This is a genomic window from Micromonospora siamensis (assembly GCF_900090305.1).
GTDB classification, from domain to species: domain Bacteria; phylum Actinomycetota; class Actinomycetes; order Mycobacteriales; family Micromonosporaceae; genus Micromonospora; species Micromonospora siamensis.
In genome coordinates, this window is record NZ_LT607751.1 from 4,468,303 (window position 1) to 4,495,047 (window position 26,745).

The 26,745-nt window shown below is 76.1% G+C and carries 8 protein-coding genes; 7 read left to right on the forward strand and 1 reads right to left on the reverse strand.

Annotated elements, in window-relative coordinates:
- From GA0074704_RS20630 to mhpA, 7 genes are all read left to right on the forward strand, one after another.
- On the forward strand, positions 1-11,922 hold the full coding sequence (locus GA0074704_RS20630) for a hybrid non-ribosomal peptide synthetase/type I polyketide synthase (protein ID WP_088972021.1): 11,922 nt from the start codon (positions 1-3) through the stop codon (positions 11,920-11,922).
- Positions 11,919-15,164: a non-ribosomal peptide synthetase gene (locus tag GA0074704_RS20635; RefSeq protein WP_088972022.1), complete on the forward strand. Its 3,246-nt coding sequence runs from the start codon at positions 11,919-11,921 to the stop codon at positions 15,162-15,164. The genes GA0074704_RS20630 and GA0074704_RS20635 overlap by 4 nt, the downstream gene beginning before the upstream one ends.
- On the forward strand, positions 15,157-16,215 hold the full coding sequence (locus GA0074704_RS20640; RefSeq protein ID WP_088972023.1) for a TauD/TfdA family dioxygenase: 1,059 nt from the start codon (positions 15,157-15,159) through the stop codon (positions 16,213-16,215). Before GA0074704_RS20635 ends, GA0074704_RS20640 begins: the two co-directional genes overlap by 8 nt.
- On the forward strand, positions 16,212-17,228 hold the full coding sequence (locus GA0074704_RS20645) for a TauD/TfdA family dioxygenase (protein WP_088972024.1): 1,017 nt from the start codon (positions 16,212-16,214) through the stop codon (positions 17,226-17,228). The genes GA0074704_RS20640 and GA0074704_RS20645 overlap by 4 nt, the downstream gene beginning before the upstream one ends.
- Positions 17,225-22,513 (forward strand): non-ribosomal peptide synthetase, encoded by a 5,289-nt coding sequence (locus GA0074704_RS20650; protein WP_088972025.1) that lies wholly within the window; start codon positions 17,225-17,227, stop codon positions 22,511-22,513. The genes GA0074704_RS20645 and GA0074704_RS20650 overlap by 4 nt, the downstream gene beginning before the upstream one ends.
- On the forward strand, positions 22,510-23,688 hold the full coding sequence (locus GA0074704_RS20655; protein WP_088972026.1) for a trans-sulfuration enzyme family protein: 1,179 nt from the start codon (positions 22,510-22,512) through the stop codon (positions 23,686-23,688). Before GA0074704_RS20650 ends, GA0074704_RS20655 begins: the two co-directional genes overlap by 4 nt.
- 92 nt (positions 23,689-23,780) lie before the next feature.
- A complete protein-coding gene (gene mhpA / locus GA0074704_RS20660; protein ID WP_088972027.1) occupies positions 23,781-25,352 on the forward strand; it encodes a bifunctional 3-(3-hydroxy-phenyl)propionate/3-hydroxycinnamic acid hydroxylase MhpA in 1,572 nt (523 codons plus the stop codon).
- 32 nt (positions 25,353-25,384) lie between these two features.
- Here the strand turns inward: mhpA and GA0074704_RS20665 are convergent, their stop codons facing one another.
- Positions 25,385-26,680, reverse strand: coding sequence for an MFS transporter (locus tag GA0074704_RS20665; protein WP_088972028.1), 1,296 nt, complete (start codon positions 26,678-26,680; stop codon positions 25,385-25,387).
- Between the last annotated feature and the right edge of the window lie 65 nt (positions 26,681-26,745).

Consider the following 26,745-nt stretch of genomic DNA (forward strand, 5'->3'; position numbering starts at 1 on the left):
ATGACCGACGTGCTGAGGTCCCGGCCGGCGACGCCCGTCGCGCCGCCCGACCCTGCCCACGCCGCCCCGACCGGTGGTCCCGTCCCGGCCAGCCACGAGCAACACCAGATGTGGTCGTTGAGCCGACTCGACCCCGACCCGGCCGGCTACCTGGTGCCGCTGGCCTACCGGCTCCGCGGGCCGCTGGACGTGCCGGCGCTGGCGGCGGCGCTCGACGCCCTGGTGGCCCGGCACGCCGCACTGCGGACCACCCTGGTGCCGGCCGACCCGGCCGTCGACGGGTCAGGACGACGGGACGCGACGCCGCGCCTGCTCCAGGTGGTCCACGAGCCGCGCCCGGGACTGCTGCGGGTGGACGACCTGAGCGGACTGCCGGACTGGCAGCGCGACCAGGAACTCCAGGCCCGGCTGCACGCCGAGACGCGCGTACCGCTGGATCCGGAACACGGACCGGTGCTGCGGGCGAACCTGCTGCGGTGCACGTCCCAGGAGCACGTGCTCCTGCTGACCTTCCACCACGTCGCCGTCGACGAGTGGTCGCTCGGCATCCTGCACGACGAGTGGGAACGGCTCTACGCCGCGCACCGCGCCGGCCGGCCGGCCGCGCTTCCCCCGGTCACCGTCGACCACCGCGACCACGCCGCCCGGCAGCACGACTGGCTGCGCGGAACCGAGGCGGCGGCGCAGCGCGACCACTGGCACGCCCGGCTCGCCGACGCGCCCGCCGTGCTGGAGCTGCCCACCCGCGGACCCCGGCCCGAGGTGCCCTCCGGCGCGGGCGCCACCCTGTCGGTCCCGCTCGACGTGCCCGCCGACGGCCTGCAGGCGCTGTGCCGGCGCGTCGGCGCCTCCCCGTACATGGTCATGCTGGCCACGCTGCACGTGCTGCTGGCCCGCTGGACCGGACAGCGGGACATCGTGGTCGGCACGCCGGTGGCGAACCGCCGGCGGACCGAGACCCAGCAGCTCGTGGGACTGCTGCTCAACACCGTGGCGGTCCGGGCCCGGCTGGACGACGACCCGTCGTTCGAGACGCTGCTCGGGCGGGTCCGCACCGCCGCCCTCGACGCCCTCGCCAACGGCGAGCTGCCCTTCGCGGCGCTGCTGGAGTCGTTGCGCCCGGCCCGCCGCCCCGGCTTCACCCCGCTGTTCCAGGTGATGTTCGTGTACGGCCGGGAGGCCACCCCGCCCCGGCTCGACGGCCTCGAGGTCACCACGGTCGAGGTGCCCACCAGCACCGCCAAGTTCGACCTCACCGTCTCGGTACGGGAGAACACCGACGGGGTACGCACCGAACTGGAGTACCGCACCGACCTGTTCGACGAGGACACCATCGGCCGGCTGGCCGGGCACTTCCAGACGCTGCTGCGCTCGCTGGTCGCCGACCCGACCGCACCCGTCGGCTCGGCCACCATGCTCACCGACGAGGAGCACCGGCAGCTCGTCGTGGCGGCCAACCGCACCGCCACCCCCACCGCACCGGACGAGCTGGTGCACCTGCTGATCGAGCGGCAGGCCGGTCGTACCCCCGCTCGCGTGGCGGTGACCGACGGCGACACGGCGCTGAGCTACCACGAGCTGCACGCGCGGGCCGACGCGCTGGCCGCAACGCTGCGTGGGCGGGGCGTCGGCATCGGCGACCTGGTCGGCGTGCTGCTGCCCCGTTCGGTGTCGTTCGCGGTGGCGGTGCTGGCCACGCTGCGCACCGGCGCGGCCTACGTACCCATGGATCCGGCCAACCCGCCGGCCCGGCTGCGCTACCTGATCGATGACACCGCCGCGTCGGTGGTGCTCACCTGCCCGGAGCTGGCACACCTCGTGCCCGACGGCACGGCGCTGCTGATGCCGGAGCCCGACGCGCCCGTCCCGGCCGCACCACCGGGACCGAACGGCGGCGGACCGCGACGGCGGCCACGCCGGCGGCCGGCACCCACCCCGGACGACCTGGCGTACGTCATCCACACCTCCGGGTCGACCGGCCGCCCCAAGGGCGTCATGGTCACCCACCGGGGCGTCTGCAACTACGTGCGCTGGGCGGCCCAGGCATACCGGCTGCGGCCCGGCGACGTCGTCCCGCTGCACTCGTCGGTCGGGTTCGACCTGACCGTCACCAGCCTGCTGGTCCCGCTGGTCGCCGGCGCCACCGTGCGGATGCTCGGCGACCACCTCGGCCCGGAGGCGCTCGGTGAGGCGCTGCGCGCCCAGCGGCCGGCCTTCGGCCTGGTGAAGATCACCCCGGCCCAGCTCGACCTGGTACGCCACCAGCTCGGTCCCGCCGAGCTGGCCGACCGGACCCGCTGCTTCGTCATCGGCGGCGAGAACCTGCGCGCCGACCAGGTGGCGCCGTGGCGGGCCCACGCCCCGGGCACCGCGCTGGTCAACGAGTACGGGCCGACCGAGACCGTGGTCGGCTGCGCCGCGTACGAGGTCGACCCGGCCACCCCCACCGACGGCTCCGTCCCGATCGGCCGGCCGATCGCCAACACCGAGCTGTACGTGCTGGACTCGTGGGGCAACCCGGTCCCGGTGGGCGTGGTCGGTGAACTGTACGTCGGCGGGGCCGGCGTGGCCCGCGGCTACCTGAACCAGCCGACGCTGACCGCGCAACGATTCGTCCCGCACCCCTTCTCGTCCGCGCCGGACGCGCGGCTCTACCGCACCGGCGACCTGGTGCGCCGGCGTCCCGACGGGAACCTCGAATACCTGGGCCGCACCGACAACCAGGTCAAGCTGCGCGGTTACCGGATCGAGTGCGGGGAGATCGAGGCGGCGGTACGCCGGCACCACCCGGACGGCGACGTGACGGTGCAGCTGCGCCGGGACGACCCGGACGACCCGCGACTGGTCGCGTACGTCGCCGGCGGCTCGCCGACCGACGCCGCGGCCCTGCGGGCGGCGCTCGCCGCCGAACTACCCTCCTATCTGGTCCCGTCCGACGTGGTCCTGCTCGACGCGCTGCCGCTGACCGGCAACGGCAAGGTGGACACCGCCGCGCTGCCCGCCCCGTCCCGAGCGCGCCCGACGACAGCGCCGGCGCCGCCGCCGGTCGCCCCCGCCGAGCCCGGCCCGGCGACCTGGGACGCCACCCGGATCCGGATGGAACGGCTGGTCACCGAGGTCTGGCAGGACGTGCTCGACGTCGCCGAGATCGGCGCCCGGGACAACTTCTTCGACCTCGGCGGCCACTCGATGCGACTGCTCGCCGTGCTGCGCCGGCTGCGCGAACAGCTCGGCGACGCCGTCACGGTGACCGACCTGTTCCGCAACCCCACCGTCGAGTCGCTGGCGGCGTACCTGACCACCGTCACCACCGGGGCCACCGCCCCGGCAGCCCCCGCCCCCGCGCCGGCCCGCCTCCCCCGGCCCCGGGCCGGCGACGACACCGGCCGGCCCGACGGGCTGATCGCCGTGGTCGGCATGGCCGGCCGCTTCCCCGGGGCCCGGGACGTCGACGAGTACTGGCACAACATCCGTACCGGGGTCGAGTCGGTACGGGAGTTCACCGTCGAGGAGATGCTGGCCGACGGGGCGGACCCGGACCGGCTGGACGACCCGGCGTACGTCCGCTCCGGCACCTGGCTGCCGGGGATCGACGAGTTCGACGCGGCCTTCTTCGGCATCACGCCCCGCGAGGCGCAGACCCTCGACCCGCAGCACCGGATGCTGCTGGAGTGCGCCTGGCACGCGCTGGAGCACGCCGGCTACGATCCGGCCCGGCACCCGGGTCGGATCGGCCTGTTCGCCGGCTCGGGGCGCAGCGCGTACCTGCTGGACCACCTGAGCACCCACCCCGAGCTGCTGCACACCCTCGGCGAGCACCAGCTGTCGATCAGCAACGACAAGGACTTCCTGCTCAGCCGGGTCGCCTACAAGCTCGACCTGACCGGTCCGGCGGTCACCGTGGCCACCGCCTGCTCGACGTCGCTGGTGGCCGTGCACCTGGGCCGGCAGAGCCTGCTCACCGGCGAGTCGGACCTGGTCCTGGCCGGCGGGGTCAGCGTCTTCCCCGCCCAGCGGCGCGGCTACCTGCACCACGACGGCGGGGTCTACTCCCCCGACGGGCACTGCCGCCCGTTCAGCGCGGACGCCCGGGGCAGCATCGCCTCCAGCGGCGTCGGCGTCGTCGCGCTGAAGCGGCTGGAGGACGCCGTCGCCGACGGCGACACCGTCTACGCGGTGATCCGGGGCTCGGCGATCAACAACGACGGCGCCCGCCGCACCGGCTACACCGCGCCGGGCGTCGACGGTCAGGTCGCGGTGATCACCGCGGCCCACGCGTCGGCCGGCGTGGACCCCCGCTCGGTGAGCTACGTGGAGGCGCACGGCACGGGCACCACCCTCGGTGACCCGATCGAGGTGGCCGCCCTGACCGAGGCGTTCCGCCGGGGCACCGACGGGCGCGGCTTCTGCGCCCTCGGCTCGGTCAAGGCCAACATCGGCCACACCGACGCCGCGGCCGGGATCGCCGGCCTGCTCAAGACCGTGCTGGCGCTGCACCACCGGACGCTGCCGCCGACGATCAACGTACGCCGGCCCCATCCGGGGATCGACTTCGCGAGCAGCCCGTTCCATCTCCCCGACACGGCCCGACCGTGGCCCGGCGACGGTCCCCGCCGGGCCGGGGTCAGCTCGTTCGGCATGGGCGGCACCAACGCGCACGTGGTGCTGGAGGAGCCGCCGGCCGCCCCGCCCACCCCGCCGCCGGCCCCGGCCACCGGGCCGCAACTGCTGGTCGTGTCGGCCCGTACGCCCGGGGCGCTGGAGCGGCAGACCCGCCAGGTTCGCGACTGGCTCGACGGGCAACCCGGGGCGGAGCTCGCCGACGTGGCGGCGGCCCTGGGCCGGCGGCAGCCGATGGCGCACCGGCGGTTCCTCGTCGCGGCGGACCGCGCCGACGCGCTGGCCGCCCTCGACGCGCCGCAGCGGCAGTTCGGCGGCGCCCACCCCGGCGGCCCGCGGGCGCTGGTGTTCGCGTTCCCCGGGCACGGCGCCCAGCACGTGGCGATGGGCGCCGGACTGTACCGGGGCGAGCCCACCTACCGGGCCGTGGTCGACGAGTGCGCCGACCTGCTCCGCGAGGATCTGGGCCTGGACCTGCGTACGCTGCTGTGCCCGGAGCCCGACGGCCACCCGGCGGCGGAGCGGCTGCTCGCCCGGCCCGGGCTGATCCAGCCCGCGCTCTTCGTCACCGGTTACGCCCTGGCCCGGTCGCTGGAGGCCCGCGGGGTGACCCCGGACCTGATGGTGGGGCACAGCCTCGGCGAGTACGTCGCCGCCTGCCTGGCCGGCGTCTTCTCGCCGGCCGACGCGCTGCGGCTGGTGGCCGCCCGGGGCGCGCTGGCCGAGCGCACCCCGCCCGGGGCGATGCTCGCGGTCGGCCTGCCCGAGGCGGCGGCGACCGAACTGCTGGGCGGCGACCTGTCGCTGGCCGCGGTCAACGCGCCCGAGCTGTGCGTCCTCTCCGGCACCCCGGAGGCGATCGAGGCGGTACGCGACCGGCTGACCGGCGACGGGGTGCAGTGCCGGCCGCTGCGGGTCACCCGGGGCTACCACTCGGCGCTGCTCGACCCGGTGCTCGACGAGTTCGCCGCGCACGCCCGCCGGGTCACCTACCACGAACCGCAGCGCCCCTACCTGACCAACCTGACCGGCGGGCCGGTCGAGCCCGGGCAGGTCACCGACCCGGCGTACTGGGTGGAGCACCTGCGCCGCCCGGTCCGGTTCGCCGAGTCCGCGGCGCTCCTGGCCGAGCAGGACGTGGTCCTCGCCGAGCTGGGCCCCGGGCACGCACTGGGCGGCCTGGCCCGGCTTGCCGGCCTGCGGCCGGGCCAGGTGGTGGCGGCGATGCGGCACCCGCGGGCCGACGCCGACGACCTCACCACGCTGCTCGACGCGGTCGGGCGGCTCTGGCTGGCCGGCGTCGAGGTCGACTGGGGACGGTTCCACGGGCCGCGCCGCCGGTTGGCCCTGCCCGGCTACCCGTTCGAGCGGCACCGCTACTGGATCGACCCGGCGCCGAGGACCGGCCCGACCGGCCCCGCGCCCGCCCTGCCGGCGGCGGAGCCGACCACCCCGGAGGCGCCGGAGACCGCCGGGAACCGGCCGGCGCTCAGCACCGCCTACGTCGCGCCGAGCACACCCGCCCAGGAGTGCGTGGCCGAGCTCTGGTCGGACCTGCTCGGCATCCGACCGGTCGGGGCCCTGGACGACTTCTTCGAGCTGGGCGGCCACTCGCTGCTGGCCACCCAGTTCGTGGTGCGGCTGCGGGCCCGCCTGGGCGTGGCGCTGCCGCTGGAGGCGGTCTTCGCCACCCCGACCGTCGCCGGACTCGCGGCCACCCTGCCGACGGAGGCCACCGCGCCCGCCGCCGAGCCGGTGCGGCCGGCCGCCGCACCGGCCCTCCCCCGCGCCGACGCCGACGCCGGACCGGCGCCGCTCTCCTCCGGGCAGCACCGGCTGTGGTTCCTCGACCGGGCGTACGACCAGGACGCCTACACCGTCAGCACGGCCCTGCTGCTCGACGGCGACCTCGACGTCGACGCGCTGAAGGGCTCCCTCGACGAGCTGGTCCGGCGGCACGAGTCGCTGCGCACGGTCTTCCCGCTCGGCGACGACGGCGACCCCGTCCAGCGGGTGCTCCCGCCCGGCCCGGTCGACCTGCCGGTCGTCGGCCCGCCGGCGGACGCCCACGGCACCGGCCCGGCGCCGCGCAGCATCGTGGAGCCGGCGGTCGCCGACGCGCTGCCGCCGTGGGCGCACGCGGCGCTCGCCGCCGACGTCCGGCGCCCGTTCGACCTGGCCCACGGGCCACTGTTCCGGGCCGTGCTGCTGCGCGTCGCCGACGACCGGCACGTGCTGTCGCTGACCATGCACCACACCGTCTCCGACGGCTGGTCGCTGGGCATCATCGCCGACGAGGTGGCCACCGGCTACGACGCCGCCGTGCACGGCCGCCCCTCGCCCCTTCCCGACCTCGTGATCCAGTACGGCGACTACGCGCGCTGGCAGCGCGGCCGGCTGGCCGACCCGGACAGCGAGGACGTCCGGTACTGGCGTGGGCGGCTCGCCGGGGTGGCCGCCGTCCTGGAGGTGCCCACCGACCGGCCCCGGCCGCCGGTGCAGAGCTTCCACGGCGCGGCCCACGCCCGGTTGCTGTCCCCGGAGACCGCCGACGAGCTGCGCCGGTTCAGCCAGGCGCGGGGCGCCACCCTGGCCATGACGGTGCTCGCCGCCTGGAAGACGCTGCTGTGGCGCTGGACCGGCCAGCGCGACATCTGCGTCGGCACGCCGGTGGCCGGCCGGGTACGCGCCGAACTCGAACCGATGGTCGGCTTCTTCGTCAACATGCTGCCGCTGCGGACCACCGTCGACGCCGACTGGACCTTCGAGGAGCTGCTCGGGCAGGTCCGGCGCACCGCGCTCGGCGCGTACGACCACCAGGAGGTGCCGTTCGAGCGGCTCGTGGACCTGGTCGACGCGCCCCGGGACCTCAGCCGCAACCCGCTGTTCCAGGTCATGTTCAACATGCTGAACGTCCCCGAGCGGGAGCTGCGGGCGCAGGGGCTGCGGCTGACGCAGTTCGCCGTCGAGCCGGGCATCGCCCAGCAGGACCTCGCCCTGTACGCGTACGAGGTGCCCGAGGGGCTGCGGTTCCGGCTGGAGTACAACACCGACCTGTTCGACGCGGCCACCGCCGAGCGGATGACGGGCCACCTCGAGCGGCTGCTCGCCGCCGCCGTCGCCGACCCGGGCACCCGGCTGGGCGATCTGGCCGTGCTCACCCCCGCTGAGCTGGACCGGGTCGCCGGGTGGAACGACACCGCCGTCGCGTACGACTGGCCGGGGGTGCCGCCTGGTCGGACGCCGACCCTGGTGGAGCTGGTCGAGCACCAGGTCGCCACGAACCCGAACCGGCCGGCGGTGACGTTCGGGACGACCACCCTCAGCTACGCCGAGCTCGACGCCCGGGCCAACCGGCTCGCGCACCGGCTGCGCCGCGCCGGCGTCGGCCCCGACCGCACGGTCGCCGTCTGCCTGCACCGCTCGGCGGAGCTGCCGGTCACCCTGCTCGGCGTGCTCAAGGCCGGCGGCGGGTACGTGCCGGTCGACCCCGACTACCCGGTCGAGCGCCAGCGGTACGTGCTCACCCACAGCGGCGCCACCGTCCTGGTCACCGAACCCGACCTCACCGACCGGTTCACCGGGTACGCCGGTGAGGTGCTGCTCGCCGGTGCGGTGGCCGACACCGGGCCGGACACCGCCCCGGAGCCGTCGGCCGGGCCGGAGCACCTGGCGTACGTGATCTACACGTCCGGGTCGACGGGCCGCCCCAAGGGGGTCCGGGTGACCCACGGCGCGGTGGTCAACACCCTGGCCGCGATGCGCGAGCGGCCGGGCCTGACCGCCGACGGCACCATGCTGGCGATGGCCAGCTTCGCCTTCGACATGTCCGTGCCGGAGCTCTTCCTGCCGCTGGTCGTCGGCGCCCGGATGCTGCTGGTGGGCCGGGACGTCGGCTACGACGCGCCACGGCTGGCCGCCCTGCTCGCCGCGGAGCGGGTCACCCTGGCCCAGGGCACCCCGGCGACCTGGCGGCTGCTGATCGAGTCCGGCTGGGCCGGGCTGCCCGGCCTCACGGCGGTCTGCGGCGGCGAGGCGGTCTCCGCGCCGCTGGCCCGGCAACTCGCCGAACGGGTCGGCGCGCTGTGGAACCTGTACGGCCCGACGGAGGCGGCGGTCTGGTCCACGATGGAGCGGCTGGGGACCGACGTCACCCGGGTCACCGTGGGCCGCCCGATCGGAAACGTCCGGGCGTACGTGCTGGACGGGCGGCTCTCGCCGGTCCCGGTGGGGGTGCTGGGCGAGCTGTACCTCGGCGGCGCCGGGCTGGCCCGGGACTACCTCGGCGACCCGGAGCTCACCGGACAACGCTTCGTGCCCGACCCGTTCGGTGGTGGGCGGTTGTACCGCACCGGCGACCTGGCCCGCTGGCTGCCCGACGGCCGGATCGAGTTCGCCGGCCGCACCGACTCGCAGGTGAAGGTGCGCGGCTTCCGCATCGAGCTGGGCGAGATCGAGGCGGTGCTGCGGGGTCACCCGTCGGTCCGGGACACCGCTGTGGTGGTCCGCGAGGACGACGGGGAGAAGAGCATCGTCGCGTACCTGACGCTCACCGGCGATGCGGCGACCGGGCCCGACCCGGACGCGGCGCCGGTGCCGGACTTCGACGTCGACCCGGCGCCGTGGCGGGCCTTCGCCCGTGACTTCCTACCCGACCACATGGTCCCGTCGGCGTTCGTGGTGCTCGACCGGATGCCGTTGAGCGCCAACCGCAAGGTCGACCGGGCCGCCCTGCCGGCGCCGGTGCGCGGCCGCACCGCCGTCGGCGCCAGCCCGCCGGACACACCGCTGCGCGCGGCGCTGGCGCACCGGTGGGCGCAGGTGCTCGGGTACGACAGCGTCGGCATCGACGACGACTTTTTCGACCTCGGCGGCGACTCCTTCAAGGCGATCAAGGCCCTCTCCGGCACCGACCCGGCGATCAGCGTGCTGGACCTGTTCCGCCACCCGACGATCCGGGCGCTCACCGCGCACCTGGCCGAGACCGGGGGCTCCGCCGGGCGGCTGCTGCACGAGCTGACCCCGGCCCGGCCGGCGACGCCCACCCGGCTGACCCTGGTCTGCGTACCCTTCGCCGCCGGCAGCGCGATCACCTTCCAGCCACTCGCCGACGCCCTGCCACCCGGCGTGCGGCTGTACGCGCTGGAGCGGCCCGGGCACGACCTGAACCGCCCCGACGAGCCCCTGCTCGGCCTGGACGAGCTGGTGGACGGCTGCGTCGCCGAGGTGGTCGAGCAGATCAGCGGCCCGGTCGCGGTGTATGGGCACTGCATGGGCGGTGCCGAGGCCGTCGAGCTGGGCCGCCGGTTGGAGGCGGCCGGGGTGGAGCTGACCGGGGTGGTGATCGGTGCCCACTTCCCCGCCCCGCGCCTGCCCGGCCGGGTGTTCGGCTGGTTGCACCGCTGGTTCCCGACGCAGCGGTGGACGTCGAAGCGGCGGACGCTGGAGGCGCTGCGCGCGATGGGCTTCTTCACCGAGGTCTTCGACGAGCGGGAGAAGGACTTCGTGATGCGGGTGGTCCTGGCCGACGCCGCGATGGGCGAGGACTACTACACCGACGTCTACGCGACCGGGCTGTCCCCGAAGCTGTCGGCGCCGATCGTCTGCGTGGTGGGCGGCGGTGACCGGGCCACGGAGTTGTACCAGGAGCGGTACCTGGAGTGGGAGTTCTTCTCCGACCGGGTGTCGCTGGAGGTGATCGAGGGCGCCGGCCACTACTTCGCCAAGCACCAGCCCGCCGAGGTGGCCCGGATCATCCTGGCCAGCTGCGACCCGGGCGTTCGCGAGCGGCAGGCGGCGGGCGCCGACGTACCCCCGCCGGGACCCGCGGTCGGAGCCGCGCCGGCGGTCCCCGAGCCGGCCGGCGCGGTCCGGCCCGCGAAGGCGGTCCCCGAGCCGACGGCCGTCGCGCCGGCCGCCCGGCGGGCGACGCCCAGCCTCACGGTGTTCTACCTGGTCGCCATCGGTCAGCTGGTCTCGCTGGTCGGCAGCGGACTGACCGGGTTCGGCATGGGGTTGTGGGTCTATCAGCAGACCCGGTCGGTGTCGCTGTTCGCCACCGCCACCGTCCTGGCGCTGCTGCCCGCCGTGGTGCTCTCCCCGATCGCCGGCGCGCTCGCCGACCGGTGGGACCGACGGCTGATCATGATCGTGGCCGACTGCCTGGCCGCGGCCGGCACGGTGAGCCTGGCGCTGCTGCTCTGGCTCGGCCAGCTGCACCTGTGGCAGGTGTTCACCGCCGTCACCGTCACCGCGGTGGCGACCGCCTTCCAGCAACCCGCGTACCTGGCGGCCGTCACGCAACTGGTGCCGAAGCGGTACTACGGGCGGGCCAACGGCATCGTCTCGCTGGGCACCGCGACGAGCACGGTGCTGGCGCCGCTGCTCGGCGGGGCGCTGGTGATCGCGGTGGGGCTGCGCGGGATCGTCGTGATCGACCTGCTCACCTTCGCCGTCGCGGTGACCGTCACCCTGTCGGTGCGCTTCCCCGACACCCTCTTCGTCAGGCGCGAGGAGTCGTTCCGGCGGGCGGTGCTCGGCGGCTGGCGGTTCATCGTCCGCCGGCACGGGCTGGTGGCGCTGGTGGTGCTGACCGCGTCGCTGAACTACTTCTTCGCCATGGTCGAGGTCCTGGTCACCCCGCTGACCCTCTCCTTCGGCGATCCGGCGGTGCTCGGCCGGGTCCTCGCCGCCAGCGGTGTCGGCATGCTCGTCGGCTCGGTGCTGATGGGGGTGTGGGGCGGCACGGCCCGGCGTACCACCGGCATCCTGGGCAGCGTCGTGCTGCTCGGCGCGTCGCTGCTCACCGTGGGCCTGCGCCCGGACCCGCTCTTCCCGGCGCTCGGCCTGTTCGGGATGGGGCTGGCCACCGCCCTGGTGAACACCCACTGGCTGGCCATCGTGCAGGCCAAGGTCGGGCTGGAGCTGCAGGGCCGGGTGCTGTCCATGGGCCAGATGCTGTCCTGGCTGATGGTGCCGGCCGGCTTCCTCTCCGCCGGACCGCTCGCCGAGCACGTCTTCGCCCCGCTGGTGTCACCCGGTGGGGCGCTGGCGACCCTGGTCGGCACCGGGCCGGGCCGGGGCATGGCCCTCGCGGCGATCGTGGCCGGCCTCTGCGCCCTCGCCCTCGCCGCCGCGGGCATCGCCTACCGGCCGATCCGCGACATCGAGGACGAACTGCCCGACAACGATCCGGGCACCGTCGTCCTGGCCGACAAGGACCGCCTCCAGGCCGAGGCGGACCGCCGGCTCGCCGAGCACCGCCGGGGGGCCGCGCCGGTCCGGGCGGGTGGTCGCCGATGAGCGCCCCGGCCCGACCCGCCGGCCCGACCCGCCGCACCGGCGGCCGGCGCCCCACCCCCGGCCCGTCCGCCGTGGACTGCCTGCACCGGATGGTGGCCGCGCAGGCCGCCCGGACCCCGCTGGCGGAGGCGGTCCGGCACGCCCGGGGCACGCTGTCGTACCGCGAACTGGACGCGGCGGCGAACCGGCTGGCGCGGGTCCTGCTCGCCCGGGGAGTGCGCCCGCAGGACCGGATCGGGGTGTGCCTGCCGCGCACCCCGGAGCTGGTGGTCGCACTGCTCGCCGTGCTCAAGGCCGGCGCCTGCTACGTCCCGCTGGACCCGGCGTACCCGGCGGCCCGGGTGGCCTTCATGACCGCCGACTCCGGGGCCCGGCTGGTGCTGACCCGCGCCGACCTGGCCGACCGCTTCCCGGGACTGGCCGTCCCCGTCGACCGCCTGGACCTGCCGGCGGACGGCGGCGACCCGGCCGTGCCGGCGAGCCCGACCGACCTGGCGTACGTCATCTACACCTCCGGCTCCACCGGGCGGCCCAAGGGGGTGGCCATCGAGCACCGCTCGGTGTCGGTGCTGATGCACTGGGTCCGGCAGACCTTCGACGACGTCGAGCTGGGCGGGATGCTCGCCGCCACCTCCGTCTGCTTCGACCTGTCCGTCTTCGAGATCTTCGGCCCGCTCTGCTGGGGCGGCCGGGTGCTGCTCGTCGACGACGTGCTGGCCCTCGCCGCCCCGGGCGCGGACCGGCTGCCGGTCACCCTGGTCAACACCGTCCCCTCCGCGATGGGCGAACTGCTCACCGCCGACGCCCTGCCGGCGAGCGTACGGACGGTCTGCCTGGCCGGTGAGCCGCTCACCGCCGCGCTGGCCGCCCGGGTCCGGGCCCGTCCGCAGGTACGCCGGCTGTGCAACCTGTACGGCCCGTCCGAGGACACCACGTACTCCACCTGGGCGGAGGTGGCGCCGGACGGCGGGGACCCGCCGATCGGCCGCCCACTGCCACGGACCCGGGCGTACGTCCTCGACGAGAACGGGCGGCCGGTCCCGCCGGGTGAGCCGGGTGAGCTGCACCTGGCCGGGGCGGGCCTGGCCCGCGGCTACCTGGGCCGGCCCGAGGAGACCCGGGCCCGGTTCCTGGCCGACCCGTTCCGCCCCGGTGAGCGGATGTACCGCACCGGCGACCGGGTGCGGCTGCGCCCCGACGGGCAGCTGGCCTACCTGGGCCGCCTCGACGACCAGGTGAAGCTGCGCGGCTACCGGATCGAGCTGGGCGAGGTGGCCGCCCGGCTGGCCGCCCTGCCCGGCGTACGCGAGGCCACCGCCGCCGTCCGCACCGGGCCGAGCGGCGACCCGCTGCTGGTCGGCTACCTGGTCGGCGAGCGGCGCGACGACGTCCGGGCCCGGCTGGCCGCCGTCCTGCCCGCGCCCCTGGTCCCGGCGACCGTGGTCTGGCTGGACCGGCTGCCCACGCTGCCCAACGGCAAGGTCGACCGGTCGGCGCTGCCCTCCCCCACCTTCGACGCCGGATCGGACGGCGATGCGCTCGCCGGCACGGCCGGCACGGTGGCGGCGGTGTGGCGGGAGGTGCTCGGCGTGCCGGTCGCCGCCGACGGCGACTTCCTCGACCTGGGCGGCGACTCGCTGCTCGCGGTCCGCTGCGCCACCCGGCTGGCCGTGGCCACCGGCCGGCCGGTGCGGCCCGGTGACCTCTTCGCCCACCCGACCGTCGCCGCGCTCGCCGCCCACCTCGACCGGCTGGCCGCCGAGCCGGCGCCGGCCGGTCCGGTCCCGGCGGTGACCCCCGAGCCGGGCGGTCGGGCTCCGGCCGCGCCGGTGGCCGATCCGGAGCCGCCCGCTGGCGCGCCACTGTCGGCCGCGCAGGCCCGGCTGTGGTTCCTGCACCGGCTCGACCCGGCGGACACCTCGTACCTGCTGGCCTTCGCGGTGCGGTTCGACGCGCCGCTGGACCCGGACCGGCTGGCCGGGGCGCTCCGCCGGGTGGTGCAGAGGCATCCGGCCCTGCGCACCGTCTTCCCGGCCGGGGCGGACGGACCGGTGCAGCGGGTCCTGGTCACCGCCGGTCCACTGCCGACGGTCGCGCCACCCGAGCCGGGTACGCCCCTGGACGAGCGGCTCACCCGGCTCACCGCCGAGGCCACCCGCGCCCCGATGGACCTGGCCACCGGGCCGCTGCTCCGCGCCCACCTGCTGCCCGACGACACCGGCCGGGCGGTGGCGCTGCTGCTGGTGGTGCACCACATCGTCTGCGACGACTGGTCGTTCGGGCTGATCGTGCGGGACCTGGCCCGGGCGTACGACGATCCCGACGCGCCGGGGTCCCCGGTTGCCGGACCGGCCGCGTTCGCCGCCACCCAGCGGGAGTGGCTCGCCGGGCCGGCGGGACGGCTGGCGCTGACCGACCTGCTCGACGAACTGCGCGGCGCGCCCGACCTGCTGGACCTGCCCGCCGCCCCGCCGCCCGGCCGGTGGGCGGGCACCGGGCCGCAGCCCGACCGGGCGGCGACCGTGAGCACGCCGCGCCGGCCGCCGCCCGGGCGGTCCGGACCGCCGGCCGGGGCCGCGCTGCGGACCACCGTGGACGCGGCCACCGCCGACGCGGTACGCCGGCTGGCCCACGCCGAGCGGGTCAGCCTGCACATGGTCGGGCTGGCCGCGTTCGCCACCCTGCTCGGCGCGGCCACCGGCCGGGGCGACCTGCTGGTCGGCGTCGCGTTCGCCGGCCGGACCAGCGTCGCCGCCGAGGCGAGCGTCGGCTGTCACGTCAACACCGTGCCGCTGCGACTGCGCCCGACACCCGAGCGCCGCTTCGCCGACCTGCTCGCCGAGGCCCGCCGGGTCACCCTCTTCGCCGCCGCCCACCAGGACGTCCCCTTCGACCTGCTGGTGGAGCGGCTGCGGCCCGCCCGACCGCCGGGCCGCACCCCGCTGGTGCAGGTGGCCTTCGGGGTGCAGAACGCCCCGGCGGCCCGGCACCGCACCGCCGACGGCGTCCGGTTCACCGGTGTGGAGCTGACCCCGGACACCGCCCGGCTCGACCTGACCCTCTGGCTCGACGAGCGGCGGGACGGGCTGACAGCACTGTGGACGTACCGCACCGACCTGTTCGACCGCGACGGGGTGGTCGCCTGGCACCGCCGGTTCACGGCGCTGCTGCGAACCGCCGCCGCCGACCCCCGGCGCAGTCTCGCCGACTGCGTCGACACCCTGGGAGTGAGAGATGACTGAACCGACCCGGGTCGCGCGGACCATCCCCCGGCGCGGCCGTGAACGCGACCTGGTGGAGGTACGCCCCGACTGGCCCGGCGGCCCGCTGCCGGCCCTGGTCCGGGCGAACCTGCCGGACGTGGACCTGGCCGGTTGGCTGGCCGGGCACCGCGACCGGGTCGACGAGCTGGCCCGCCGGCACGGCGCCGTGCTGTTCCGCGGCTTCGCCGTGGCCGGCGCCGCCGACTTCCGCACCGTGATGGGCGCGCTCTCCGACGACGTGCTCTCCTACGGCGAACGCTCCTCGCCGCGCAGCCAGGTCACCGAGGGCGTCTACACCTCCACCGAACACCCGGCCGACCAGCCGATCGTGCTGCACAACGAGCAGTCGTACACGGTGAACTGGCCGCTGCGGATCGTCTTCCACTGCGAGGTGGCGCCGGGCGCCGGTGGGCGTACGCCGCTCGCCGACAGCCGGCGGGTGCTGGCCCGGCTGCGTCCGGAGACCGTCGCCGAGTTCGAGCGGCGCGGGGTGCTCTACCGGCGCAACTACCTGCCCGGGATCAGCCTGAGCTGGCAGACGGCGTTCCAGACCGAACGGCGGGAGGACGTCGAGGCGTACTGCGCGCGGGCGCTGATCGACACCGAGTGGGTCGGCGACCAGCAGCTGCGGACCCGGCAGGTCCGCCCGGCGGTACGCCGGCACCCGGTCACCGGCGAGCGGACCTGGTTCAACCACGCGCTGTTCTTCCACGTCACGTCGCTGCCCGAGGAGGTCAGCGCCGGCCTGCGGGCCGCCCTGGCCGAGGAGGACCTGCCCTACCAGACCGCGTACGGCGACGGCACGCCGATCGGCGCCGACGTGCTGGCCGAGCTGCGGGCCGCGTACGCCGCGGAGACCCGCTCCTTCGCCTGGCAGCGCGGCGACGTGCTGCTGGTGGAGAACATGCTCGCCGCGCACGCCCGGGAGCCGTTCACCCCGCCCCGGCGGATCCTCACCGCGATGTCCGACCCGGTCGCCGCCCCCGAGCTGACGGCCCGACGCGACGGGACGACGGGAGAGCCGGCATGAGCGGGCCCACGCCCCGCCGGCGCGGCACCGGCACGATCGGCTCGCCGGTGACCCGCCGGGCGCTCGTCGACGACGAGTTCGTGCTGCTCGTCGAGGCCGCCGTCCCCGACCTGGACCTGGCCGGCTGGCTGGCCGGCCGACGCGCGGAGCTGCTGGCCGACCTGGACCGGCACGGGGCGGTGTTCTTCCGCGGCTTCGACGTCCGCACCCCCGACGACTTCAGCCGGGCCGCCCGGGCGGTCGGCCCGGACCTGCTGGGCTACCTGGAACGCGCCGCCCCGCGCCACGAGGTCGCCGACCGGGTCTTCACCTCCACCGAGTTCAACGCCGGGCAGTGGATCCCGCTGCACCACGAGATGTCGTACTCGCACAACTGGCCCCAATACCTGTACTTCTGGTGCGGGCAGCCGGCCACCGGCAGCGGCGGGGCCACCCCGCTGGCCAGCGAGCGGGTCACCACCCCGCTGATCCCCACCGACGTGCGGGAGCGGTTCCTGCGGCACGGGGTGCGCTACGTGCGCAACTACGGCCCGCACCTGGACCTGCCCTGGCAGGAGGCGTTCCAGACCACCGACCGGGCCGAGGTCGAGGCGTACTGCGCGGCGTCGGCGACCGAGTTCACCTGGCTGGGCGCCGACGGGCTGCGGACCGTCGCCCGGCGGCAGGCGGTCGCCACCCACCCGCGGACCGGGGAGACGGTGTGGTTCAACCACGCCCACCTGTTCCACGCCACGAACCTGCCGGCGGAGGTGTCCGCCGCGCTGACCCGCGAGTACGGCCCGGAGGGGCTCCCCCGCAACGCGTACTTCGGCGACGGCGAGCCGATCCCCGACGAGGTGGCCACCGGGCTGCGCGAGCTGTATCGGGAACACGCGGTGTCGGTTCCCTGGCAGCGCGGCGACGTGCTGGTGGTGGACAACTTCCTGGCGACCCACGGTCGCGAACCCTTCAGCGGCGACCGGCAGATCCTGGTCGCCATGTCCGACCTCTACGTGAACCGGAGCGTGGCGTGAACGGCTACCGTCTGTCCCCGATCCAGCGACTCGCCTGGTCGCACAAGCACGACCTGGTCCGGGCCCGGGTGCGCCTGGACCGCCCACTGGACCGGGCGAGGTTGCAGGCCGCCGTGGACACGGTGGTGGCCCGGCACGAGGCGCTGCGGCTGGTCCTGGTGCACCACCCCGGCCTGCGGGTGCCGATGCAGGACGTCGACGACGACCGCGTCGTCACCGTCGGCGCGCAGGGCGAACTGTCGGTCACCCTCACCGACGACGCCCTGGAGCTGGCCGCCACCCCGCTGATCGCCGACCCGGCCGGCCTGCGGCTGGTCCTCGCAGACCTGGCCCGGGCGTACGCCGGCGAGACGCTGCCGGAGGACCCGGAGGCGCTGCAGTTCCTCGACGTCGCCGAGTGGCAGCTGGAGGAGCGCGAGGCGGCCCCGGCCGCCGCGCCGGCCGCCCCGGCCGCCCGGCTGGTCACCCCGCACGGGGACGACCCGAGCGCCCCGGTCGCCGCCACCGTGGACACCGCCGGCCTGACCGACGTGGCGCGGACCGCCGGCGTCGAGCCGGGCACCGTGCTGCTGGCCGCCTGGGCGGTGGCGGTGGCCCGCCGGGCGGAGGCGCCGGACGGGGCCGACGAGGCGGAGCTGGTGCTGGCCCGGTGGAACGACGGCCGGCACGCCGCCGGCACCACCACCGTGGTGGGCCCGCTGGGCGGCTACGGTCCGCTGCGGCTGCCCCTGCCGCTGCCCGCCGCCCCGGCCGATCTGCTGGCCGCCGTACGCGCCGCCGAGGTGGCCGCCGACGGCACGTTCCACCTGGTGGAGCCGGTGGACGAGCAGACCGGCGCGGTCGCCGGCTTCGCGGTGGAATACGTCGTGGACCCGACCACGCTGGCCGGGTTGGGCGCCGGCGCGGTCGAGGTGGGCACCCCGGCGGCGGCCACCGGCCCGCAGCTCACCGCGCTGGTCGACGGCGACCGGATCTCGCTGCGGGTGGTCGGTGGCCAGTGGCTGCTGGACTCGCTGCTCGCGGTGCTGCGCAGCCTGCCGGCCGCGCTGGCCGAGGGCACGCCGCCGACCGGGCTCGGCGACGCCGAGGCCCGTTGGCTGGCCGACGCGGCCGGCGACCCGGGTGCGGCGTCGACGCGTACCCTCGTGGAGCTGCTCGACGCGGGCCTGGCCGGGATGGCTCCCGACGCCGTGGCGGTGCTCGCCGCGGACGGCGGCTACGCCGCGGGTGAGCTGCGGGAGCGGGCCGCGCGGGTGGCCGGCGCGCTGGCCGCGCGCGGGCTGCGGGGCGCCCCGGTCGGGGTGCTGGCCACCCGGTCCCGGGAGACCGTGGTGGCGTTCCTCGGCGTGCTGCGCGCCGGGGCGGTCTTCGTCCCGCTGGACCCGGACGCCCCGGCGCCGCGGCTCGCCGCCCAGCTCGCGGCGGTCGGCGCGCGGCTCGTGGTGGGTGCCGGCGGCCCGGCGACCGTGTCGGTCGACGACCTGGTCGCGGCCGGCGAGCCGTCGCCCGCCGCGCCGCCCGCCCCGACCGACCCGGCGTACGTCATCTTCACCTCCGGCTCGACCGGCACGCCGCGACCGGTGCAGGTGTCGCACGGCGCCGCCGCGCACCTGGCCGACGCCCTCGAATCGGCCGTCCACGCCGGCAGCCGGCCGGGGCTGCGGGTGGCGGTGAACGCCCCGCTCACCTTCGACGCCTCGATCAAGCAGCTGGTGCAGCTCGGCCACGGCCGCGGCCTCTACCTGGTGCCCGAGGAGACCCGCCGCGACGGCGCGGAGCTGGCCGACACGCTGGCCGCGCACGACGTCGACGTGCTCGACCTGACCCCGTCGCAGCTGCGCATCCTGCTCGCCGGGGCGGGCGACCGCCCGCTGCCCGGCCTGCTGCTGCTCGGCGGGGAGGCGGTCGCGCCCGACCTGTGGGAGACGGTGGCCGCGCTGCCCGGCGTCCGGGCGGTCAACCTGTACGGCCCGACCGAGTGCACCGTGGACACCAGCGCCGCCGAGATCCGTGCCGGGGACGCTCCCAGCATCGGCCGGCCGCTGCCCGGCGTCACGGTGTGGGTGCTCGACGAGCGGCTGCGCCCGGTCCCGCCGGGGGTCGCCGGAGAGCTGTGCGTCGCCGGGCCGCAGCTCGCCGACGGCTACCGGGGCGACCCGGAGACCACCGCCCGGCGGTTCGTCTCCGTGCAGCTGCCGTCCGGGCGCACCGAGCGGGTGTACCGCACCGGCGACCGGGTCCGCTTCGACGCCGACCGGCGGCTGCGCTACCTGGGCCGCCTCGACGACCAGGTGAAGATCCACGGGTTCCGGGTGGAGCCGGGCGAGGTCGCCGCGGTGCTGCGCGGGCACCCGGAGGTGGCCGACGCGGCCGTGGTGGCCCGGGACGACGACGGGCACGGCGACCGGCTGGTCGCCTACGTCCGCCCGGGTCGACCGACCCGCGCCGTCGACGTGGACGTCGAGCGGATCGCCGGGGTCAACCCGCACGAGACCCGCTACCTGTACGACGAGATCTTCGTCCAGCGGGTGTACCTGCGCGACGGCATCGTGCTGCGTCCCGGGGCGACCGTGCTCGACGTGGGCGCGAACATCGGCATGTTCTCGCTCTTCGTGCACGCCGCCTGCCCGGACGCGACGATCCACGCCTTCGAGCCGGTCCCGTCGGTGGCCGGGCTGCTGCGCCGCAACGTCGCCGCGTTCGGCGTACCGGCCACGGTGCATCCCTTCGGGCTGTCCCGGGCGGACGGGGAGGTCTCGTTCACCTACTACCCGGGCTACTCGATGATGTCCGGCCACGCCGCGTACGCCGATCCGGACGCCGAGGTGGCGGTGATCAAGAGGTTCCTCGCCAACGAGCGGGACGCCGGGGCGGGCGAGCGGGACGTGCTGCTGGACCGGGTCGACGAGCTGCTCGTCGAGCGGTTCGCCGGCCGGGAGCTGACGGTGCCGGTCCGGCCGCTGTCGGACGTCCTCGACGAGCTGGCGCCCGAGCGGATCGACCTGCTGAAGATCGACGTGCAGCGCGCCGAGGCGGACGTGCTCGCCGGGCTGGCCGACCGGCACTGGCCGCTGGTCGCCCAGGTCGCCATGGAGGTGCACGACGCCCCCGGCACCGACACCGCGGGCCGGCTGGCCGAGCTGGTGGCCCTCTTCGAGGCCCGCGGCTTCGACGTGGTCACCCGGCAGGACGACCTGCTGGCCGGCACCGACCGGCACACCCTGCACGCGGTACGCCCGGAGTACGCCGCCGACCCGCGTCCGGCGGTGACCGTGCCGGACGGGCCGGCCACCGGCCCGCTCGACGAGCGGCTGACCGGCTGGCTCGCCGACCGGCTCCCGGCCCACCTGGTGCCGGCGGCCGTGGTGCTCCTCGACGCGCTGCCGCTGACCGGCAACGGCAAGCTGGACCGGGCGGCACTGCCCGCGCCCCGCCTCGACCGGCCCGGCGACGGCCCGGCCGTGGCGCCGGTCAACCGGGCGGAGGCGATCCTGGTCGAGGCGTGGCGGGAGGTGCTGGGCGTGCCGGGCGTCGGCGTGACCGACCCGTTCTTCGCCCTCGGCGGCGACTCCATCCGCAGCATCCAGGTGCAGGTCGCGGCGAACCGGCGCGGGCTGTCCTTCCGGCTGGGCGACATCTTCACGTACCAGACCATCCGGGAGCTGGTGACGCACGGCGAGATCACCCTGGACGGAGTGGCGCCGCAGGTCGCGGCCGAGCCGGCCGGGCGGTTCGCGCTGGTGGCCGCCGCGGACCGGGCGGAGCTGCCCGGCGGACTCGACGACGCGTACCCGATGACCGCCCTCCAGCAGGGCATGGTCTACCACTGCGAGGTGACCGGCGACCCGGCGATGTACCACAACGTGACCGCGCACCGGATCGCCGCGCCGCTGGACGCGGCGGCGCTGCGCCGCGCGGCGGCCGGTCTGGTGGCCACCCATCCGGTGCTGCGGACCGGGTTCGCGCTGGGCGCGTACTCCGAGCCGTTGCAGCTGGTGCACACCGACGTGCCGGTCGAGGTGCCGGTGACGGACCTGAGCGGCGCCGATCCGCAGACCCGCCGGGCCCGGATCGACGACCTGGTGGCCCAGGAACGGGTACGCCCCTTCGACCTGACCCGCCCGCCGCTACTGCGGCTGCACGCCGTCCAGGAGGACGCCGACACGTTCACCCTGATCATCGCCGAGTTCCACGCCGTCCTGGACGGCTGGAGCCTGCACCTGTTCCGCACCGACCTGCTCGCCGCGTACGACCGGGAGCGCGCCGGCACGACGTACCCGGCGCGGCCGGGCCTGCCGGTGCGGGAGTACGTGGCGGCCGAGCGGGCCGCCCTGGCCGACCCCGGCACCCGCCGGTTCTGGCTGGACGGCCCGGGCGCGCTGCCACCGCTGCTGCTCGGCGGCCCGGCGCCGCGGACCACCACCACCCAGCGGGTGCCGCTGCGCGGGGACGCCACCGAGGTCGTCACCGCGGCGGCCCGGGCGGCCGGCGTACCGGTCAAGTCCTGGCTGCTCGCGGTCCACCTGCGGATGCTCGGCGAGCTCGCCGGGCGGGACGACGTGGTCACCGGACTGGTGGTCGGCGGCCGGCCCGAGGGCGAGGGCAGCGACGCCACCCTCGGGCTGTTCCTCAACACCCTGCCGGTGGGCCTGACGCTGGGCACCCGCTCCCCGGCCGACCTGGCCGCCGAGGTGTGGCGGGCCGAACGGCGGATGATGGGGCACCACCGCTTCCCGCTCGCCGAGATCGTCCGCGCCGGTGGGGCCGGTCCCCGCTTCGACCACTTCTTCAACTGGACCCACTTCCCGAACGGGCCGGCCGGCGGCGGCAGCCGCATCGTGGACAGTCGCGGGATCACCGTGGACGTGGCGTTCAGCCTCGCCGTGGACGCCGAGCTGGACGCCGACACGGGCCGGCTGGCCCTGACCGTCCAGTACGACCACCGCACCGTCCCCGCCGACCGGGTGGACGCCTTCTCCGACGGCTTCCGCCGGCTGCTGGCCGCCGACCCGACCGCGCCGCTGCCGGCCGTACCGACCGGGCCGGCGACCGGGGACGACGCCCGGGACCGGTGGGCGACCCGGGTGGCGGCGGCCTGGCAGGAGGTCCTCGGGATCGCCCCGGGTGACCCGGCGACCGACTGGTCGGCCGCCGGTGGGGACTCGCTGCGGGCGCTGCGGCTCGTCACCGTGCTGCGGCAGCGCCACGGCAGCGACCTCACGCTGCCCGAGTTCCTGACCCTGGGCAGCTACGGGCGGTTGGTGGACCGGGTGGCGCGCTCGTGACCGGGCTCGGCACGGCCGCCGTGCACGGCGACGACGGCCTGGTCCCCGGTGCGGCGGTGGCCCCGCCGATCGTGCAGAGCGCGACGTTCAGCGCCGAGTCCGACGAGCGGTTCACCGAGATCGCCACCGAGAGCCGGGGCAGCGCCTTCTACACCAGGTACGGCAACCCGAACCACGCGCAGGTGGCGGCGGTCGTCGCCGCGCTGGAGGGCGCGGAGACCGGGCTGGTCACCGCCTCCGGGATGGGCGCGATCAGCACCGTCGCGCTGGCGCTGCTGCGCGCCGGTGACCACGTGGTGGTGCAGCGCAGCACGTACGGCGGCACCACCTCGCTCGCCACCGGCCTGCTGCCCCGGTTCGGGGTGGCGTACACCCAGGTCGACCAGACCGACACCGCGGCGTTCGCCGGGGCGTTGCGGCCGCAGACCCGGCTGGTGCTGGTGGAGACGCCGAGCAATCCGCTGCTGGAGCTGACCGACCTGGCGGCGGTGGTGGAGCTGGCGCACGCGGCCGGGGCGCTGGTGGTGGTGGACAACACCTTCGCCACCCCGGTGAACCAGCGTCCGACGGCCGTCGGGGCGGACCTGGTCTGGCACAGCGGCACCAAGTTCCTCGGCGGGCACTCCGACGTCTCCGCCGGGGTGGTCGTCGGCTCCGCCGCACTGATCGAGCGGGTGTGGCGGACCGCGATCGTCACCGGTGCCACCCTCGGCCCGGTGGACGCCTGGCTGCTGCTGCGTGGCATCCGGACGCTGCCGCTGCGGGTGGAGCGGCACAACGCCAACGCCCTCGCCCTGGCCCGGGCGTTGGAGGGGCACCCGGCGGTGGCGCGGGTCCGCTACCCGGGGCTGGCGTCGCATCCGCAGCACGCGCTGGCCCGCCGGCAGATGACCGGTTTCGGCGGGGTCCTCGGCGTCGAGCTGCGCGGCGGCCGGGCGGGCGCCACGGCGCTGCTGGGCGGGCTGCGGCTGGCCAAACGCGCGGCCAGCCTGGGCAGCGTCAGCACGCTGGTGGTGCATCCCCGCTCGATGTGGGCGGGCATCGTGGACGCCGGGCAGCTGGCCGCCGCCGGCATCTCGGACGGCCTGGTGCGGGTCTCCACCGGCATCGAGGACACCGCCGACCTGGTGGCGGACTTCCTCGCGGCGGCCGACCTGGCGGTGGACGTGGGGTGATCCGGCCGACGTGCCGGGCCGTCCACCGCTGGGCGAGAATCAGGACCGTCCGGGGTCGCGGTGACCGGCGAACGGCGATGGGTGGTCGAGTCATGAGGACGGTCCAGGTGGTGATCGTCGGTGCCGGGCCCACCGGGCTCACCGCCGCCACGCTGCTCGGCCAGTACGGCGTCGAGTGCCTCGTCCTCGACCGCTTCGGCGGGATCTACCGGCTGCCCCGGGCCGTCGCCCTGGACGACGAGGTGCACCGCGTCCTGGCCAGGCTGGGGGTCGCCGACGAGTTCGCGGCCATCTCCCGCCCGCACCGGGGTCTGCGCCTGCTCGACCGGGACATGCGGGTGCTGGCCGAGTTCGCCCGCGACCCGGCCCCGGGCCGGCACGGCTACCCGCAGGGAAGCCTGTTCGACCAGCCGGAGCTGGAGGCGATCCTGCGCCGCAACCTGGCCCGCCACCCGTCGGTCACCCTCCGCGGCAACGCCGAGGTCACCGCCCTGACCCAGAACCCCGACGGGGTACGGGTCGACGTCACCGACACCGCCACCGGCGTCCCGGAGTCCGTCCGGGCCGGGTACGTGCTGGGCTGCGACGGCGCCAACAGCCTCACCAGGTCGACCATCGGCGCCGCCATGCGGGAGCTGGGTTTCACCCAACGCTGGCTGGTGGTGGACGTGAGCACCGAGGCCGACCTGGGCCAGTGGGAGGGCGTGCACCAGCTCTCCGATCCGGCCCGCGCCGGCACGTACATGCGGGTGGGCAGGACCCGCCACCGGTGGGAGTTCCAGCTGCGCCCCGGTGAGACCGCCGACGACCACCGCGACATCACCCGGCTGCACCCGCTGATCTCGCGGTGGACCGGGGACCTTCCCGTCGACCAGCTGGAGATCGTCCGCGTCGCCGAGTACACCTTCCGCGCCCGGGTCGCCGACCGGTGGCGCGACCGTCGGGTGTTCCTGCTCGGCGACGCCGCCCACCTCACCCCGCCCTTCATCGGCCAGGGCATGTGCGCCGGGCAGCGCGACGCGATGAACCTGGCCTGGAAGCTGGCCGGCGTGCTCGCCGGCACGCTGGGCGGAACCGCGCTGGACACGTACCAGGTCGAACGCGCCCGGCACGTCCGCGCCATGATCAGGCTGGCGAAGCTCCTCGGCACGGCCATGACGGCCGGCGGCGAGCTGGGCGACGTCGTCCGCCGCGCCGTGGCGCCGCGACTGCACCTCGTGCCGGGGCTCACCGGCCTGGCGACGGACAGCCGGACCCCGCCGCTGCGCCGCTCCGGGCTCGTGCTGCGGCCACGGCTGCGCCGCGGACTCGCCGGTGGGCTCTGCCCGAACGCGATCGTCGACGGCGACCGACGCTTCGACGACGTGGCCGCGGGCCGGTTCGCGATCGTCACCGCCGTCGAAGCGTCCGCCGCGGCGCGGGCCGCCATCGCACGGCGCGGAGCGGTGCTGGTCCTCGCCCGGCCGGCCGACGCGCTGCACCGCTGGCTGCGGTCGGGTGGGGCCCGGGTCGCGGTGGTCCGGCCCGACGGTGTCGTCCTGCGGGCCGGTCGCCGGCTGCTTCCCGCCATGGTCGAGGCCGTCCGGCCCATCGGACCGGTGGGTCCTGGACAGGACGGACGCCGCCTGCGGCAGGCGGGTCCGGTCCGGCCGAGCCGCCGGTAGCCCGTGACCGCCACCGCCCACGCCGCCGGTGGTCAACCGCCCCCGGCACCGGCCTGGACGGGGTCGGGCGGCGTGGGCGGGTGCGTCGCCACCGGCTGGTCCGGCGGCGCGCCGGCAACGGAGCGACCGGGGGCCACCGTGGTCAACCGGCGCACGTCCGGGCTGGCCAGCATGCCGAGGACCGACAGCAGCACCAGCGTCGCCAGGATCAGCAGCGTGCCGCGGGTGCCGAGCGCGGCGGCCACCGGTCCGACCCCGACCTGGCCGATCGGGATGGCGACCCAGGATCCCAGCATGTCGTAGGAGTAGACGCGGGCCAACCGGTCGGCGGGGACGTGCTGCGCGATGGACGTGTCCCAGGCCACCGCGAACTGCTCGACGGCGATGCCGGCCGCCACCGCGGCCGGGATCAGCACGACGGTCAGCGGCGCGAGGGCCAGCCCGAGCAGCAGGAGCGACGCGGCCAGCATGCAGGCCACCCCGAGCCGCAGGAGCCGACGCACCCGCAGTCGCAGGGCGATCAGGCCGCCGACGAGCATGCCGGCGGTCTCCGCCGCCAGCACCACACCCCAGGCGCCCCGGCCGACCGTGTCGTCCGCGACGGTCGGTCCGAGCACGTTCACGCCGCCGGCGAGGGCTCCGTTGAGGACCATGAAGCCGAGCACCACCACCCACACCCACGTCCGCGCGGTGAACTCCGTCCAGCCCTCGCGGAGATCGGCGACGACGCCCCCGCCGGCACGCGTCTGCGGCGGGACGGCGACCCGGAGCCCGGCGAAGGCGGCAGCCGCGACGGCGAAGGCGATCGCGTCGACGGCCAGGCCCCAACCGGGTCCGACGGCGGCCACCAGGAGGCCACCGAGCGCGGCGCCACCGATCATGCCCCCGTTGACGCCGAGCCGGAGGATCGCGTTGGCCGACTGGATCAGCTCCGGTGGCACGGTCTGCGGCGTGGCGGCGGCCGAAGCGGGCTGGGACAGGGCGCTCACGATGCCGTTGACCGCGGCGAGCGCCAGTAGCAGCGGGACCGTCGCCGCGCCGGTGAGCACGAGGGCGGCCACCGCCGCCTGGGTCGACGCACCCAGCAGGTTGGAGCCGACCAGCACCAGCCGACGCGGTATCCGGTCGGCCACCACCCCGCCGACGAGCACGAACAGCACGGTCATCAGCGATCGCGCGCCGACCACCAGGCCCAGGTCCCGCACCGAGCCGGTCAGGTCGAGTACGGCGAAGGCCAGCGCGATGGGGGCGACCCCGTTGCCGAGCATGTTGACCAGCCGGCCGGCCGCCAGGTGGCGGAACGCGGCGTGGCGAAGCGGGGCCAGCATCGGTCCTCCATCCGGACGCCGACGACGTCACCGTGGTGCTACCCGCGGACGACGGCGTCCGGGAC

Coding starts and splice junctions, on each gene's coding strand:
- GA0074704_RS20645 (WP_088972024.1), top strand. CDS start 16,212: ATGAGCGGGCCCACGCCCCGCCGGCGCGGCACCGGCACGATCGGCTCG.
- GA0074704_RS20635 (WP_088972022.1), top strand. CDS start 11,919: ATGAGCGCCCCGGCCCGACCCGCCGGCCCGACCCGCCGCACCGGCGGC.
- GA0074704_RS20665 (WP_088972028.1), bottom strand. CDS start 26,680: ATGCTGGCCCCGCTTCGCCACGCCGCGTTCCGCCACCTGGCGGCCGGC.
- mhpA (WP_088972027.1), top strand. CDS start 23,781: ATGAGGACGGTCCAGGTGGTGATCGTCGGTGCCGGGCCCACCGGGCTC.
- GA0074704_RS20640 (WP_088972023.1), top strand. CDS start 15,157: ATGACTGAACCGACCCGGGTCGCGCGGACCATCCCCCGGCGCGGCCGT.
- GA0074704_RS20630 (WP_088972021.1), top strand. CDS start 1: ATGACCGACGTGCTGAGGTCCCGGCCGGCGACGCCCGTCGCGCCGCCC.